Source organism: Enterobacter sp. E12 (assembly GCF_014596715.2).
Lineage (GTDB): Bacteria > Pseudomonadota > Gammaproteobacteria > Enterobacterales > Enterobacteriaceae > Enterobacter > Enterobacter bugandensis.
Map to the genome: position 1 here is coordinate 500,707 of NZ_CP115601.1, position 14,480 is coordinate 515,186.

Annotated in this window: 12 protein-coding genes; 3 read left to right on the forward strand and 9 right to left on the reverse strand. The window is 56.4% G+C overall.

The window, feature by feature from the left end; all coding sequences use genetic code 11:
* The first annotated feature begins 2 nt into the window (after positions 1-2).
* Entirely contained in the window at positions 3-245 is a 243-nt protein-coding gene (locus tag IB212_RS02440; protein ID WP_041911454.1) for a type II toxin-antitoxin system RelB/DinJ family antitoxin, read from the forward strand.
* Positions 235-519, forward strand: a complete 285-nt coding sequence (locus IB212_RS02445; protein ID WP_041911453.1) for a type II toxin-antitoxin system RelE/ParE family toxin — start codon at positions 235-237, stop codon at positions 517-519. The genes IB212_RS02440 and IB212_RS02445 overlap by 11 nt, the downstream gene beginning before the upstream one ends.
* Positions 520-522: 3 nt before the next feature.
* Here IB212_RS02445 and nrdG read toward each other — a convergent pair whose 3' ends face one another.
* The 5 genes from nrdG to IB212_RS02470 form a co-directional block, all read right to left on the reverse strand.
* Positions 523-987: an anaerobic ribonucleoside-triphosphate reductase-activating protein gene (nrdG, locus tag IB212_RS02450; protein WP_028015303.1), complete on the reverse strand. Its 465-nt coding sequence runs from the start codon at positions 985-987 to the stop codon at positions 523-525.
* A gap of 85 nt (positions 988-1,072) precedes the next feature.
* Positions 1,073-3,211, reverse strand: coding sequence for an anaerobic ribonucleoside-triphosphate reductase (gene nrdD, locus IB212_RS02455; protein WP_041911452.1), 2,139 nt, complete (start codon positions 3,209-3,211; stop codon positions 1,073-1,075).
* Positions 3,212-3,580: 369 nt separating this feature from the next.
* On the reverse strand, positions 3,581-4,153 hold the full coding sequence (locus IB212_RS02460) for a PTS sugar transporter subunit IIA (protein WP_041911451.1): 573 nt from the start codon (positions 4,151-4,153) through the stop codon (positions 3,581-3,583).
* 1 nt (position 4,154) lies between these two features.
* Complete coding sequence (locus IB212_RS02465; protein WP_041911450.1) at positions 4,155-6,752, reverse strand: glycoside hydrolase family 38 C-terminal domain-containing protein; 2,598 nt, start codon at positions 6,750-6,752, stop codon at positions 4,155-4,157.
* A 10-nt stretch (positions 6,753-6,762) separates the two neighbouring features.
* Positions 6,763-8,160: a PTS fructose transporter subunit IIC gene (locus IB212_RS02470; RefSeq protein ID WP_071993757.1), complete on the reverse strand. Its 1,398-nt coding sequence runs from the start codon at positions 8,158-8,160 to the stop codon at positions 6,763-6,765.
* A gap of 180 nt (positions 8,161-8,340) precedes the next feature.
* On the opposite strand from IB212_RS02470, the gene IB212_RS02475 reads away from it, so the two are divergent.
* The gene (locus tag IB212_RS02475; RefSeq protein WP_041911449.1) at positions 8,341-9,000 is read left to right on the forward strand and encodes a MurR/RpiR family transcriptional regulator; all 660 of its coding nucleotides are present in this window, start codon (positions 8,341-8,343) and stop codon (positions 8,998-9,000) included.
* An 8-nt stretch (positions 9,001-9,008) separates the two neighbouring features.
* On the opposite strand, the gene IB212_RS02480 is transcribed toward IB212_RS02475, so the two are convergent.
* From IB212_RS02480 to treR, 4 genes are all read right to left on the reverse strand, one after another.
* Positions 9,009-9,755, reverse strand: a complete 747-nt coding sequence (locus tag IB212_RS02480; protein ID WP_028015309.1) for an oligogalacturonate-specific porin KdgM family protein — start codon at positions 9,753-9,755, stop codon at positions 9,009-9,011.
* Between the two features lie 135 nt (positions 9,756-9,890).
* Positions 9,891-11,546, reverse strand: a complete 1,656-nt coding sequence (treC, locus tag IB212_RS02485) for an alpha,alpha-phosphotrehalase (protein WP_041911448.1) — start codon at positions 11,544-11,546, stop codon at positions 9,891-9,893.
* Positions 11,547-11,597: 51 nt separating this feature from the next.
* Complete coding sequence (treB, locus tag IB212_RS02490) at positions 11,598-13,016, reverse strand: PTS trehalose transporter subunit IIBC (RefSeq protein WP_028015311.1); 1,419 nt, start codon at positions 13,014-13,016, stop codon at positions 11,598-11,600.
* A 127-nt stretch (positions 13,017-13,143) separates the two neighbouring features.
* On the reverse strand, positions 13,144-14,091 hold the full coding sequence (gene treR, locus IB212_RS02495; protein ID WP_041911447.1) for a trehalose operon repressor TreR: 948 nt from the start codon (positions 14,089-14,091) through the stop codon (positions 13,144-13,146).
* Between the last annotated feature and the right edge of the window lie 389 nt (positions 14,092-14,480).

Sequence of the window (14,480 nt, forward strand, 5' to 3'; positions counted from 1 at the left end):
TAATGGCCACGCTTAACGTCCGTCTGGATGACAAACTCAAAAATGAGGCGTATGCCGTGCTGGAAAAACTCAATATTACCCCAACGGAAGCCGTGCGGTTACTGTTTCAGTACGTTGCGGAAACAGGGCGTATGCCGGTGAAAACTGTCACCATCAGTGACAGTGAAGATGAACTGATACAGACAGTCCGGGAGCGACTGGCGAATCCACAAAAGGGAATTAAGCTTAGTCTGGATGATTTATGAACTGGAGTTCGACCCGAGGGCTTTAAAGGAGTGGCATAAGCTGGGCGATACGGTGAAATGCCAGTTTAAAAAGAAACTTGCTGACGTCTTAGTGAACCCCAGAATTGAATCGGCCCGCCTGCACGGCCTGCCGGATTGCTACAAAATTAAACTCAGATCTCTGGGTTATCGTTTGGTTTATCAGGTTCAGGATAACGTAGTTACGGTATTTGTTATCGCTATCGGAAAGAGAGAGAAATCAGCCGTTTATCATGAAGCAAATAAACGGCTTTAGCGTTTAACGCAGATGATGCACAACCTGGTTGCTGCTGCCGCGCCAGATCAGGGCCGGATCTTTTAAATCCTGCACGAACTTGCCGTCCACCAGCACGTTAATCAAATCCACGACTTCCCTCTGAGCAGCATTCAGCTCTTCCAGCTTATATCCCGTCCAGACCCAGATATCTTTTCCCGCACACTCGCGGCGGATGCGCTTCACCAGCTTCAGGATCTCCGGCACGTTTTGCGGATGGAGCGGATCGCCGCCGGAGAGCGAAATCCCCTGGCGTTTGATGCGCGTGTCGTTCAGGTCGTTGATGATGCGGTCTTCCATTTCGGCGGTAAACGGCATGCCGGAATTTACGCGCCAGGTGCTTTTGTTGTAGCAGCCGGGGCACTCATGTACGCAGCCTGAAACGAACAGGGTGCAGCGGGTACCGGGGCCGTTGACGATATCGACGGGGTAGTACTGATGGTAGTTCATAGCGTTTAACCAAGCCGGGTACAGTGTGAGTGCGGATTGTAGGCCCGGTAAGCGTAGCGCCACCGGGCATAAATGTGGCAGTGGCTCAACCGATCTGCCCATTCCCCAGGTGTTTCACGCGGCGCTTCACCTCTTCCTGCTTGCCGGCGTTAAACGGACGGGCATCCGGGCTGCCGAGGTAGCCGCACACGCGACGGGTCACGGAGACACGGGCTGCATCGTGGTTGCCGCATTTCGGGCAGGTAAAGCCTTTGCTCGTACACTCGAACTCACCGGTAAAGCCACACTCGTAGCATTCGTCGATTGGCGTATTGGTCCCGTAATACGGCACGTGCTGATAGCTATAATCCCACACGTCTTCCAGCGCCTTCAGGTTGTGCTGGATGTTCGGGTACTCGCCGTAGCAGATGAAGCCGCCGCTGGCGATGGGCGGATAGGCCGCTTCGAAGTCGATCTTGTCGTACGGGTTTACCTTTTTCTCCACGTCGAGGTGGAAGCTGTTGGTGTAGTACCCTTTGTCGGTCACGCCTTCCACAATCCCGAACTCGGCGGTGTCCAGACGGCAGAAGCGGTCGCACAGGTTCTCGCTCGGCGTACTGTAGAGGCTAAACCCATAGCCAGTTTCCTCTTTCCACTGGTCAACCGCGTCGCGCAGGCGCTGGACAATCGCAATGCCTTTTTCGCGCAGGGCCGCGCTGTCGTACATATGCGCGTCGCCAGACAGGGCGTTGATGGTTTCGTGGATGCCGATATAGCCCAGCGAAATCGACGCGCGGCCGTTTTTGAAGATCTCGGACACGTCATCGTCCGCCTTCAGGCGCACGCCGCAGGCCCCTTCCATATAGAGGATGGGCGCCACGCGGGCTTTCACCCCTTCAAGGCGTGCGATACGGGTCATCAGCGCCTTACGCGCCAGCTGCAGGCGTTCATCCAGCAATTTCCAGAATTCAGCTTCATTGCCTTTGGCCTCCAGCGCGATGCGCGGCAGGTTCAGGCTGATGACGCCCAGGTTGTTACGCCCGTCGTGGATCTGCTCGCCGTTTTCATCCTCGTACACCCCGAGGAAGCTGCGGCAGCCCATAGGCGTTTTAAACGAACCGGTGACTTTTACCACCTGGTCGTAGTTCAGGATGTCCGGGTACATGCGCTTGCTCGCGCACTCCAGCGCCAGCTGTTTGATGTCGTAGTTCGGATCGCCAAACTTGTGATTCAGGCCGTCGCGGATGGCGAACACCAGTTTCGGGAACACCGCGGTTTTGCGGTTTTTACCGAGGCCGGAAATACGGTTGCGCAGAATGGACTGCTGGATCAGGCGTGATTCCCAGCTGGTGCCCAGGCCAAAACCAAAGGTCACAAACGGCGTCTGCCCGTTGGCGGTGTGCAGCGTGTTCACTTCATATTCCAGCGACTGGAACGCGTCGTAGCACTCTTTTTCGGTACGGGAGTGCGCATAGCCGTCCGCGTCCGGGATCTGCCACTCTTCGGCAGTTTTCCGATGCTTGTTGAAGCTCGCCGTCACGAACGGGGCCAGCACTTCGTCAATGCGGTTTATGGTGGTCCCGCCATAAATGTGGCTCGCCACCTGAGCGATGATCTGTGCCGTTACCGCTGTCGCCGTGGAGATCGACTTAGGCGGTTCAATCTCGGCGTTACCCATTTTAAAACCCTGGGTCAGCATGCCTTTCAGGTCGATCAGCATGCAGTTGAACATCGGGAAGAACGGCGAGTAATCGAGGTCGTGATAGTGGATCTCGCCGCGCTCGTGTGCCGAGACCACGTCGCGCGGCAGCAGATGCTGGCGGGCATAGTGTTTGGCGACGATACCGGCCAGCAGATCGCGCTGGGTCGGGATCACTTTGCTGTCTTTGTTGGCGTTTTCATTGAGCAGGGCAGAGTTGGTCTGCTCCACCAGGCCACGGATCTCCTGATTGAGGCGACCGCGCTTCTCACGCTGCACGTCGCGATCGTGGCGATACTCAATGTAGGCGCGGGCTAACTGTTTGTAGGGGCCAGCCATCAGCTGGTTTTCAACCGCGGTCTGGATCTCGTTGATATCGACCTGGCTGCGTTCAGTCATCTGGCTGCTAACGACTTCTGCGACGGTGGCGCAGTAATCTGCGTCATCGACTCCCGCTGCTTTAGCTGCACGCAGAATGGCTTCCTGGATGCGCTCTGATTTAAACGGCACTTTACAGCCATCACGTTTCATCACATGCGGTGTCATGATCACTCCATTTTTAAAAACAGGTTATCCACAGAGGTGGAGAAGTATTCACCGGACGTATTCCCCGCCAGGCCAAAGACTTCCCCCGTTCCCAGCTCATGTTATCCACAATTCCGGCCAGCGTAAGCGCCGTCTTGTTGTTGGAATAGTAGACGATTAATACAATATGTTGGGTCGGCGTGCATTTTAAGTTCTACATATAGTGATTTGCATCAAACAAGTTTGCGATTTATTTGACGCAGAACAAAGTAAAAAGACGAGAGTACAAACGGCGGGCGCTTCAGCCTTTGTAAAGACGCGAAGGAAAAATCTGATTAATTATTCAACAAAAACAAGCGCTCAACGTGGTACATGCTGAGCGCCGTTCGGTTAACTCACTGCGCAGGCCCAGCTCAATCCTGCCTGTAAAAAGGCTGCGGTAGCGATACTGCCCAGTATCACCGGAATGAGAAGGGAGCGGTCAGGGGCCGCATCCTGTTTTTGAGGTTCTTCAGCACTCAGGGCGGACATCGCCTCTTCCCGGGTGCGCGCCGCCAGAAGCTGCGCGCGCACTCGATCTTCTGTCAATAAACTGGTCAGCGTCGTCAGCAGCTGCATATGGGTACTGCCTGCTTCCGCGGGCGGAATGGCGAGCAGGAAAACCATTCTGACCTCTTCATCACCGTCCAGCCCCGGCCAGCGTATCGGGTCGTCAAAGAGTGCCAGACAAAACGCCGCCTGCTGCACCGCCTCGGTTTTACCGTGCGGAACGGCGAGCGCTTCACCCAGCGCGGTAGGGCCTTCGCTTTCGCGCTGTAACACGCTCTGGATGAATGTTTCTTCATCGCAGATGATTTTTCGCCTGGCGAGCGGTTCGGCGAGCCAGCGGATCAGCGCTTCAGGCGTACGGTGCGGCGGGTTGATAAAAACCAGATCGGGGTGCGTCAATGCAAGCAAGTTCATATTAAGCCTCCATCAAAAAATCGCAGGTTGCGAAAGGGGGGATTGCCGTTACCGGCGGCACAGGCTCTTCCAGATAGTTGATCTGACGTAGCCCCACCAGACTTTCCGGGACGGGAACCGGCTGCCTCCCGGCGTTAAACACCCGGACGACGGTGCCATTCGACCGTTGCGCATGGGGCAGGGCAGAAAGGACTAGCGGCTCCGGCAGGGTCAATAATGAGAATTGTGCCGGAAGCTGATGCTCGGGCAGACGCAACGCAAAGCGCTCAAGGCGGTGATCGAGCGTGTGTAACGATTGCCGTTGGTAGGTGAAGGGCTGTCCGGCCGCCTGATTTTCCAGTTGGCGAAGCGTGAGATGATCGGCGCTGTCGGCCAGCGCGACGGTAAATGAAAAGTGCAGCGGTTTCAGCAACTGCGCATCGGGGGTCTCAACCACCGTATTATTAATGCCGGACGCACGGCCCGGTCGCCAGTCGAGATCGTTGCGCCCGAGCACGCCCGTCGCTTTAAACAACGTCAGAGCAATCGCCGCGGGTTCACTGCCGATAATCTGAAATTCCTTCATACCGCGACTATTCACCACCAGCGCTTTGCCCGCTTCCGCGACAGCAATAATGCCTTCGGTGGTTTCGATATCCACGGGCATCTCGCGATAGCGCTCCTGCCAGTTTCCACTCTCACACCCCGTATCGCGCTGGATTATCGCGAAGGGCTGGGAGGCGATAGCGTGACGGGTGCGAATATCGCTGCCGATCAGTAAACGTAGCCGGTGATCGCAGTGGCTGTTTTCCAGCGAAGCCTCGACGTACAGGTTCGGATCGTCTTCGCGTAATGTGCACTCCAGACGAATGGATAACGGCGTTCGGGCAGTATCCTGGCGTCCGGCGAGATCTGGCGGAAGAAACAGGGTGGCTTCAACGATCAGCTTTTCGACAAGCGGCGTTTTCAGGCAGCCGACGAGCGTGAAATGGTCGCATCGCGTCGGGGTATCGCCCGCAAGCGGTGAGAAATCGTAGCTGTCGCCCGCATCCGCACAGTCTTCAAGGGTAAAGAACGAGGGGATGCATCTGCCGCTGCGTTTGTCGTGCAGGGTTAGTGTTCCGTCGTCCAGCGTTAATCGATAATGCGCATTCTCTATCTCGCTGCCCGTTGTCTGTTCAGGCTGCCGGAAAGGCGCCGGGTCATCTTCAACGTTAACGCTGAGATAGCCGACTGGCGGCAGAACCGGTGTTTTCACAGCAACGTGCCAGCGGTAATAAGGGGGAAGGGGCGTTTCACATTCGCCTTCGGCGTTAAGGGAGATCGCCGTTCCGCCGGGCAACACGTCTCTTTTCAGGACGTCGAAGGGGATGGCCTGCCCCTGATACATCAGGGCGATATTTTCAGCGCGGCTATAGAGAGTGGTTTTCACCACGCGCTGCGTTTGCGTGGCCAGCGGGTTAAAAATCAGCAGATCGCCTTCCCGGGCGCAGGCGGCGGCCAGGGTTTTCACCACCAGATTCCACAGGCTGTGGCACAGCTGTTCGGTTTGCTCCAGTCGATGCAAAATATCGCGGTTGGTGGCATCGCTATTACAGCCGCCGATGGAGTCATGGGCATGGCTTCGCAACAGCTTCTTCCAGAGCGTATCGACCACCGAGAGGTTGACCGGGAGCCCCTGATGACGCGCCATGGCGATTGTCGGCTCCAGCTGCCGCAGGATGAACTGCTCAACTGCATCATTTTTCTTTTTAATGTCGTAGCGCACGGAGCCGATCGTTTTATGGATGCGGGTGTAGCGCGGCGATTTCAGCTCTCCTTCCCAGAATTCAAACTGCTCACGCTGCGCGCGCAGAATGTCGACGTAGCGCTCCAGCGAACTGATGACGTAATGGTCCTCATCCGGGGAGCGTGCGCTGGCGACCTGCAGGATTTTCGGCAGCGCCGGGTCGATGCTGACCTGATCGCCGCCGCAGGGCAGCAGCAGGTCATTTATTCCGGCCCGCGAGCGCAGGAGATTGACCATCGGGAAGATTTTTCCCTGCAAATGGCTCGCGTCTGAAGAGATGTTTTTAGCCGCGCCATAACCGAGCGCCATCGCGCAGGCGATAACGGTCGCCCCTGACGGCGCGCGCCAGAGGAACTGGCTGCTTTTCGCCTGTCTGTCGTGATCGATGCCGCGCCAGAAGACGATGTTGTCGATATTGCAGCCCTGCAAAATCGTGGGCATCTGCGCATTGTGGCCGAAGGTATCCGGAAGATACCCAACCTGCATGGCGTGCCCCAGCTTACGGGCAGAGAAGATGCCGTATTTGAGGTTGCGGATAATGGATTCGCCATGCACGTTGTAGGTGTCCGTCTGGGTATACCACGGCCCCACAAAAATCCTTTTCGCTCTGACCAGCGTCTCCAGCCTGGTGCGATAATCGGGATTGATAGCGAGAAAGTCTTCTACCACCGCCATCTGTCCGTCAAGGTGATAGCAGCTGTAAGCCGGGTCCTGCTCCAGCGTGTCGATGACGTCCGCAAAGTTATATGACGCCAGCACCATGCTGTCCTGACGGGTGAAATACCACTCCTGATCCCAGTGCGTATGGGCAATGACGTGGATCTGATTCATGACCTTCCCCTTAGCTGGCGTTCTTTGGGCTGACGTAAAGCACGCCCAGGGCGCAAATCAGTGCGCCAATAAAGACGCTCGCCAGGTAGCCCGCCACGTTGGTTGCCAGCGGCCAGCCCCAGATGGCCGGCAGCGGCAGCGTCTGCTTCACGCCGAGTGCAATGGCGACCAGCGCGCCGGCGACGGCACCGGTCATGAACACCGGGATCAGACGTGGGTTTTTCAGGATGAACGGGATCGCGCCTTCGGAGATCCCAATCACGCCCAGCAGCAACGAGGTGCTGCCAACGGTTTTCTCTTCCCGGCTAAAAACATCCGGTAGTCCAAAGCGGCCGTTGAGGAACGCGGCAAAGCCGACGCCAATAGAGGGGATCACGATGGAGAGTTCGCGGGCGGTGAGATCAAACGTTTCGCTCATGCCATTCAGGCCGAGCGCGACTGAGCCTGCCGCCTTGTTGACCGGGCCGCCCAGGTCAAACGCGGTGCCTGCGGCGATCATCGCGGAATAGAATCCGCGCCCGGTGTCACCTGCCGAGGTAAAAAAGACCACCATCAGCTGGTTAAGCGAGCCGAAAATCGGGTTAATCAAATATTCCATGACCATCACCAGCGTAATGCCGGTGATCAGTGGGACGACCAGCATGGTCTTGATGGTGGTGAGCTGCTGGCGGACGTGAATGGAATCATTCAGCCAGCGCACCAGATAGCCCACAAAAAAGCCAATGCCGATCGCGCCGAAAAAGCCGGACGGCATAAAGCCTTCGATATCAAAGAAGCGCTTGTAGACCTCGTCTGACATGATGCCGCCGATAAGTCCGGGGATCAGCGCCGGTTTGCCGGCAATGGAAAACGCCAGATACATGGCGAAAACCGGATACATGAACTTAATGGTCATAAAGCCCACTTTATCCAGCACGCTGAACGGCGAATGGTCGATGTTAATAAACTGGCCGGTAATTTTGGCCGTTGCCATCATCAGCCCGCCCATGACCACCACCGGCAGCATATAGCTGATGGCCGCCATGATATGGCCGATAAAAATCTGGTAAGCCGAAGGCTGGAGTTCGTCTTCATGTACGACAGTCGTGACGTTTTTTTCCATGGCAAGCGCCTGACGCAGATAGCGATCGGTATGCTTGATCAGCTCTTGCGTGCGGGTCTGAAGGTGGGGAATGTTTTCAAAGCGTTCGACATCCTGAATGGGGACGTCGGTTGCCAGAATAATGGCCGTGGCGGAGGCAATATCCTGCTTCGTTAAGCGGTTTTTAACGCCGTCGCTGCCCTGCGTTTCGACCTTAACCTCAATATTGTGCTCTTTAGCCCATGCAATAATTTTATTCGCCGCCATAAAGGTATGTGCAATGCCCGTCGGGCACGCCGTTACCGCGACAACTTTCTGTTTCGTCATTGTCATAATTCCCTGGATGTGAAAACAGGGAAAGTATAAAGAGAACCTAAAACAGTTTTTAACGTTTGCTAATACTAATTACGTATCGTGATACGCGTAAATGCAATGTGTGAAGCGCCTTCCAGAGACTATTTTTTCTGTTGTGTTAATATCATGCCGGGATTAAACAGGGTGTAATATATGAATTCATTCCAGGGAAGTGAACGCTTGATATTTGAATACATTCAGCATCACGCGTGTAATATTTCTAATATTTCGGCAAAAGAGATTGCCCGTGATACCTTTACAACGACAACATCCGTTAATCGTGTGTGTAAAAAAATGGGGTATAAAAGCTATACCGAGCTTCGGTATCGTTTTTTACGCGATCATTTTACCCCTGCGCCTGCAGTGCCCGACGCGGGTCCGCAGGCGGACGACATTGTGGCGGAGGTGTCCAGGCTGCTCATCCATTCCAGCCATATCTATCTGTACGCACGCGGCGCCTCGCTTACCAGCCTCAACTACCTGTCGCGCTTTTTATCGCTGGCGAGCCTGCCGCATCTTATTTTGAATGACATGCACCAGCTGACACGGGTATCGAAGGGGACGCTGGTGCTGATCAGCAAATCCGGGGAGACACAGTCGCTGATAGAAATGGCGCGAAACGCGCTGCGCAAGGGCTTAAAGATTATTGCAATTACCCGTCAGGGGGCGACGCTGGCGTCGATCTCAACGCTATGCTGGCCGTTATCGATCGACATTAACGCGGTATCGCTGTATCAGCGGGAGGGCCAGCTTGAACTGTTAAGCGCCGTTGACCGTATCGGCTGCAGGCTGCTGCAGCACGATACGGTGTAGTCAGGCCGTCAGAGCTGCTTCACTATCCCCAGACGTACGGCATAATCATTTTCATGGTTGCCGTCATTGTTGATATAGGTTTTATCCAGTGACACCAGCTCGACGTAAGGCGTCCAGCCATCGTCGAGCTGGTAGTTGAACGCAACGGTATGCTCCCAGTAGGTATCATCCCCGGTTCCCTGATCGACATTATCCTGCCAGCGGAAGCGCGGGTTGTAGGACATACCGAATTTGCCAATGTTGTACGCGAACCAAATGTCGAACTGGTGTGACTGACGGCGGGTATAGCCGCTGCCGTCGAGTTCTTTGTCGCTGTGCGCGTCATTGATGGTGTTATAACGATAGCGGGCAGAGAGGTTCAGACCGTTATCGAACGCTTTCCAGCCCTGAATGAAGGGGCGATAGTGGGTATTACTGGGGGTGAAAACCGTCACCATGCCAGGCGCAACGGCAAAGCCATTGCCCAGATTGAAGCGCCAGCGCGTTTCAATCTCCTGTGCCGCCTCCGTTAATCCTTTGTCATCGGGATTATTTCGGTCGGTATCACCAAAAAAGGTGTCGTTATGGTTTTGTGCGGCTTCAACGGAGAAGTAAAAACCGTTATCCGCCTGATGCATAACCTTAATACGAGAATCATTTACGTCAGAGCGCGTATTATGGCCAAAGCGAAGGTCGACGGACGTATTTCCGCACCATCCCTGTGTGCTCAATAATAATGCACTAATACACGTTACTTTAATAATTGTCTTTTTCATCATGTCCTGCCGAGGTTATTTAATTGGCAGGGCTATTTTTATTTTCGGTACGCCGTGATGTAAAAGTTATCGTCGTACATTTAGCGTATCGCTAAACATAAAAAAGGAGATACAGCATGCTGTATCTCCTGACGTTTATTCCTGCACCCACCAGATGGCTTCAAACGGGCGCAGTTGCAGCGTATCGGGACGAGAGGGGACGTCCTCATAGTTGCTGAGTGCGACCTGCCATGCGCCCTGTACCGGGTCCGGCTGCCACTGCTGGCGCTCTCGGCTCAGGTTCGCCACCACCACCAGCGTCTGGTTCTGCCACTGGCGGCGATAGCACCACAGGGAAGGGTGTTCCGGCAGCAGATCGTCGTAATCCCCCCACGTCAGCACGGGCAGGGTTTTACGCAGGCTAATCAACGACCGATAGGTGTAGAACACTGAATCCGGGTCGTCCAGCGCCGTACGGGCATTCACGGTTTCATAGTTATCGCAGACCCCAATCCACGGCTCGCCCTCGGTAAAGCCCGCATTGTGCGACGCGTCCCACTGCATTGGGGTTCGCCCGTTATCGCGGGATTTACTCGCCAGAATCGCCAGTAATTCATCCGGCTCACGGCCATTGGCCCGCAGTTCGGCGAACATGTTCAGGCTTTCCACGTCGCGGTAGTCGGTGATGCGGCTGAAGTGCGGGTTGGTCATGCCCAGCTCTTCACCCTGGTAGATATACGGCGTGCCCTGCATGCCGTGCAGCACCATGCCGAGCATCTTTGCAGCGTGAACGCGGTGTTCCCCTTCGTCGCCAAAGCGCGACACGATGCGCGGCTGGTCGTGGTTACACCAGAACAGCGCGTTCCAGGCTTTGTTGTGCATGCCCTGCTGCCAGTGACGGAAGAGGGTTTTCAGCGCCACGAAGTCCGGCTTTGCCTTCGTCCACTTTTCGCCGCCGGGGTAGTCCACCTTCAGGTGGTGGAAGTTAAAGGTCATCGACAGCTCGCGCCCGTCGAGCGACGCGTACTGCTGGCAGTTCTCCAGCGAGGTTGACGACATCTCGCCCACCGTCATCAGGTTGCGCGGGGTGAAGACGTCGCGGCTCATCTCCTGGAGATATTCGTGGATGCGCGGGCCGTCAGTGTAGAAGCGGCGACCGTCGCCAATGGTGTCGTCCGGGAAATCCTGATCTTTAGAGATGAGGTTAATCACGTCCAGACGCAAGCCGTCCACGCCGCGATCGGCCCAGAACTCGCATACCTTTTTCAGCTCGGCGCGCACCGCCGGGTTTTCCCAGTTGAGATCTGCCTGCTCGGGCGCGAAAAGGTGAAGATAATACTGCTCGCTCTCGGCGTGCCAGCGCCAGGCGTTGCCGCCAAACTTGGAGCGCCAGTTGTTGGGGAGCTGCTCCGGCGTGCCGTCGCGCCAGATGTAGAACTGGCGGTACGGGCTCGCTTTGTTCAGCGACTCGCGGAACCAGGCGTGCTGCGTGGAGGTATGGTTAAACACCATATCCAGCACGATGCGAATGCCGCGTTCGTGCGCTTCGGCAACCAGCTCGTCAAAGTCATCCAGCGTGCCAAAGGACGGGTCGATGGCGGTGTAATTCGCCACGTCGTAGCCGTTATCCACCTGCGGGGAAATATAAAACGGCGTCAGCCAGATGGCGTCGATGCCGAGGGTTTTCAGGTAATCCAGCCGCTGCGTCACGCCGCGCAGATCGCCGGTGCCGCTGCCGGTGGTGTCCTGAAAACTCTTTGGGTAAATCTGGTAGATGACGCCGTTCTGCCACCAGTGAGGAAGGGTATTCATAGTGCGTACCTGCAAATGCGAAGGGGCGCAACTGCGCCCCGAAAGATGAAGTTAAACAATCTGCAGCGTGCCCTGACGGAACTTACGCTGGTAAACCACGGTGGTGAGCGCCATGGGTACGATAATCGCCACCGCCATTGCCAGGGCAAACACCTGCCAGAAAGTAGGCTGGATGGAGAGGATGCCCGGCAGGCCGCCGACGCCAATCCCGTTCGCCATCACGCCGTTCAGGCCGCACAGCAGGCCCGCCAGGCCAGAGCCGATCATCGCGCAGAGCATCGGGAAGCGGTACTTCAGGTTGATGCCGTACATCGCCGGTTCGGTGACGCCGAGATAGGCGGAGATGGCCGCCGGAACGGAGATCTCACGCTCGTTGTGCTTACGGCTAACGATAATGATGCCGGTCACCGCAGAGGCCTGTGCGATGTTAGAGAGGGCGATAATCGGCCAGACCGGGGTACCGCCGAGGCTCTGGATCATCTGCATATCGATGGCCAGCGTGGTCTGGTGCACGCCGGTGATCACCAGCGGGGCATACAGGAAGCCAAACAGCGCGGCACCGATTGGCGCGAAGCTGCCGGTCATCAGATGACGCACCGCGAAGGCCACGCCGTCGCCGATCATGCGGCCAAACGGACCGATAAAAGCGTGCGCCAGGAAGACGGCCAGGATCAGCGAGCAGACCGGCACCACCACCAGGTAGAGGTAATCCGGCACGATGCGCTTCAGACGCGTCTCAATAAAGCCCAGCGCCAGACCCGCCAGCAGGGCCGGAATGACCTGCGCCTGATAGCCCACCTTGGCGATGGTAAACAGGCCGAAGTTCCATACCTCAGGCACCTGCTGACCAAGTAAGTAAGCGTTCATTAACTGCGGAGAGACCAGCGTGACGCCCAGTACGATACCGAGAATTGGCGTACCGCCCATCTTGCGCACGGCGGACCAGCAGATCCCGACCGGCAGGTAGAAGAAGATCGCTTCGCCAATCAGCCACAGGAAGTCATAGATGCTTTGCAGCGCCGGGTACATCTGCGCCAGGGTTTTACCGTCGCTCATTGGCACATCGCCGATGACGTTACGGAAGCCCAAAATTAAGCCCCCGCTGATCAGCGCCGGCAGCAGCGGGAAGAAGATTTCTGCAAAGTGGGAAATCAGCTGCTCGTGCCACTTCATATTCTGGCGCGCCGCCTTCTTCGCCTGCTCTTTATCGGCAGAAGAGTGTCCGGTGGTCGCCAGCAGAGCCTGATAGTAATCGCCCACTTCGGTACCAATCACCACCTGGAACTGTCCGGCGTTGGTGAAGCAGCCTTTCACCATGGAAAGCTCTTCAATCGCCTTCGGGTTGGCCCTGGCCGGATCGTTCAGCACGAAGCGCAGGCGGGTAATGCAATGGCTGACGGTGGCGATGTTTTCGCGGCCGCCGACCAGGACGATCAGCCGATCGATATCTGCTTGTTTGACTTTACTCATCATGAAACCTCATGACAGATGTTGAGGGGGGTAATGACCTGAGCGGAAGCCTACTCCTTCAGCGTGACGGCGAAAATGGGAACGTTCCCGAAATCGGGCGAAGATCACAATAAACGATTCAGGGGGGTTATGAGAGACGGGCAGGAATAACGATCTGGCGCGGCTCGCTCCGCCCGTTGATCTGCTCGATCAGCTGCGCGGCGGCCTGCCTGCCGGACTCGGCGTAGCCCGGATCGACGGTGATAATTTCAGGGTGCAGGAACTTCATCAGCGGCGTGCTGCCGACGCTCGCCACCTGCAGGTTATCAATGCGCTGCTCCTGCAGATACTTGCTGGCACCCAGCGCAAGGGTGTCCGTGGCGCACACCAGCGCGGTGGTGTGCGGCGTCAGGACGCTGGCGACCTGCTCGTAGCCCTGCTTCATGCCCAGCCCCGGCAGGGAGGCCACGGCAGGGAGATTGTGCTTTTTGCAAAAGGCCAGATAGGCTTCGTGGCGGCGCTTGCCGGTGGTAACGTCCGCGTGCGGCACGCCAAGATAGCTGATGTGGCGGTGGCCTTCTTCGTACAGGCGCTGCATCAGGGTGATAATCGCCCCCTCATCGTCATAACAGACGGAGGCAAAGCCGTGGGCATCGCGCGCCAGCAGCACCAGCGACGGCTGCCAGTGTTTCAGCATCTCCTCGTCAATGCCGGTAAAACCAAACAGCACCACGCCGTCAATGTTACGGCGCTGGAGCATGCCGAGATGTTCTTCCACCAGCTGTGGCGAGAACTGGCTCTCCATCATGATCGGATCATAGCCCTGCTCGTAGAAGGCAGGCAGCATGGTCTGAACGGCGAGGTTTTCGGAGAGGGAATCCAGACGCGAAACGATGATCGCAACCACTTTATCGCTCTGCCCGCGCATGGCGCGCGCGGAGCGGGAAGGGGAAAAACCGTGCTGATTCATGACCGCCTCAACGCGCTCGCGGGTGCGTTCGCTGACGCCGCTTTCGTTGTTCAGCACGCGTGAGACGGTTGATTTCCCCACGCCGCTTAAACGCGCGATGTCTTTAATTGTAAGGCGGTTCTGCATGCTGTTTTCCCTGTAACAACGACAAAATGGTCAATTGAGCCTAATGCTATAGCGCGATTTCGCTATGGGCAAAGTCTGGTTTACGTACTGTTTATTTGCAGGCGCGTATAATACCGCCCGAATCGTCACAAAGGGTACGCTTAAATCTTTATACTGCGCGGCGACACCCTGTTTTTTTACTTACCGGAGGCTTTATGGATCCCGATCCCGCACCTCTCCTGAACGGGAGAATTTGTTCTTTCCGGTAAGCCAGCTTTTGCTGTCTCACCGGTAATGTGAGGCAGCAACGTCCCAAACGTTCCTGCTTGAAAAATTGAGTGCCTGACAGGTACGGCTTTGCCACGCCTGAAGGGAATACTGCGTCCGCCTGGCGGATGCGGAGGAATGTC

Coding starts and splice junctions, on each gene's coding strand:
- IB212_RS02440 (WP_041911454.1), top strand. CDS start 3: ATGGCCACGCTTAACGTCCGTCTGGATGACAAACTCAAAAATGAGGCG.
- IB212_RS02445 (WP_041911453.1), top strand. CDS start 235: ATGATTTATGAACTGGAGTTCGACCCGAGGGCTTTAAAGGAGTGGCAT.
- nrdG (WP_028015303.1), bottom strand. CDS start 987: ATGAACTACCATCAGTACTACCCCGTCGATATCGTCAACGGCCCCGGT.
- nrdD (WP_041911452.1), bottom strand. CDS start 3,211: ATGACACCGCATGTGATGAAACGTGATGGCTGTAAAGTGCCGTTTAAA.
- IB212_RS02460 (WP_041911451.1), bottom strand. CDS start 4,153: ATGAACTTGCTTGCATTGACGCACCCCGATCTGGTTTTTATCAACCCG.
- IB212_RS02465 (WP_041911450.1), bottom strand. CDS start 6,752: ATGAATCAGATCCACGTCATTGCCCATACGCACTGGGATCAGGAGTGG.
- IB212_RS02470 (WP_071993757.1), bottom strand. CDS start 8,160: ATGACGAAACAGAAAGTTGTCGCGGTAACGGCGTGCCCGACGGGCATT.
- IB212_RS02475 (WP_041911449.1), top strand. CDS start 8,341: ATGAATTCATTCCAGGGAAGTGAACGCTTGATATTTGAATACATTCAG.
- IB212_RS02480 (WP_028015309.1), bottom strand. CDS start 9,755: ATGAAAAAGACAATTATTAAAGTAACGTGTATTAGTGCATTATTATTG.
- treC (WP_041911448.1), bottom strand. CDS start 11,546: ATGAATACCCTTCCTCACTGGTGGCAGAACGGCGTCATCTACCAGATT.
- treB (WP_028015311.1), bottom strand. CDS start 13,016: ATGAGTAAAGTCAAACAAGCAGATATCGATCGGCTGATCGTCCTGGTC.
- treR (WP_041911447.1), bottom strand. CDS start 14,091: ATGCAGAACCGCCTTACAATTAAAGACATCGCGCGTTTAAGCGGCGTG.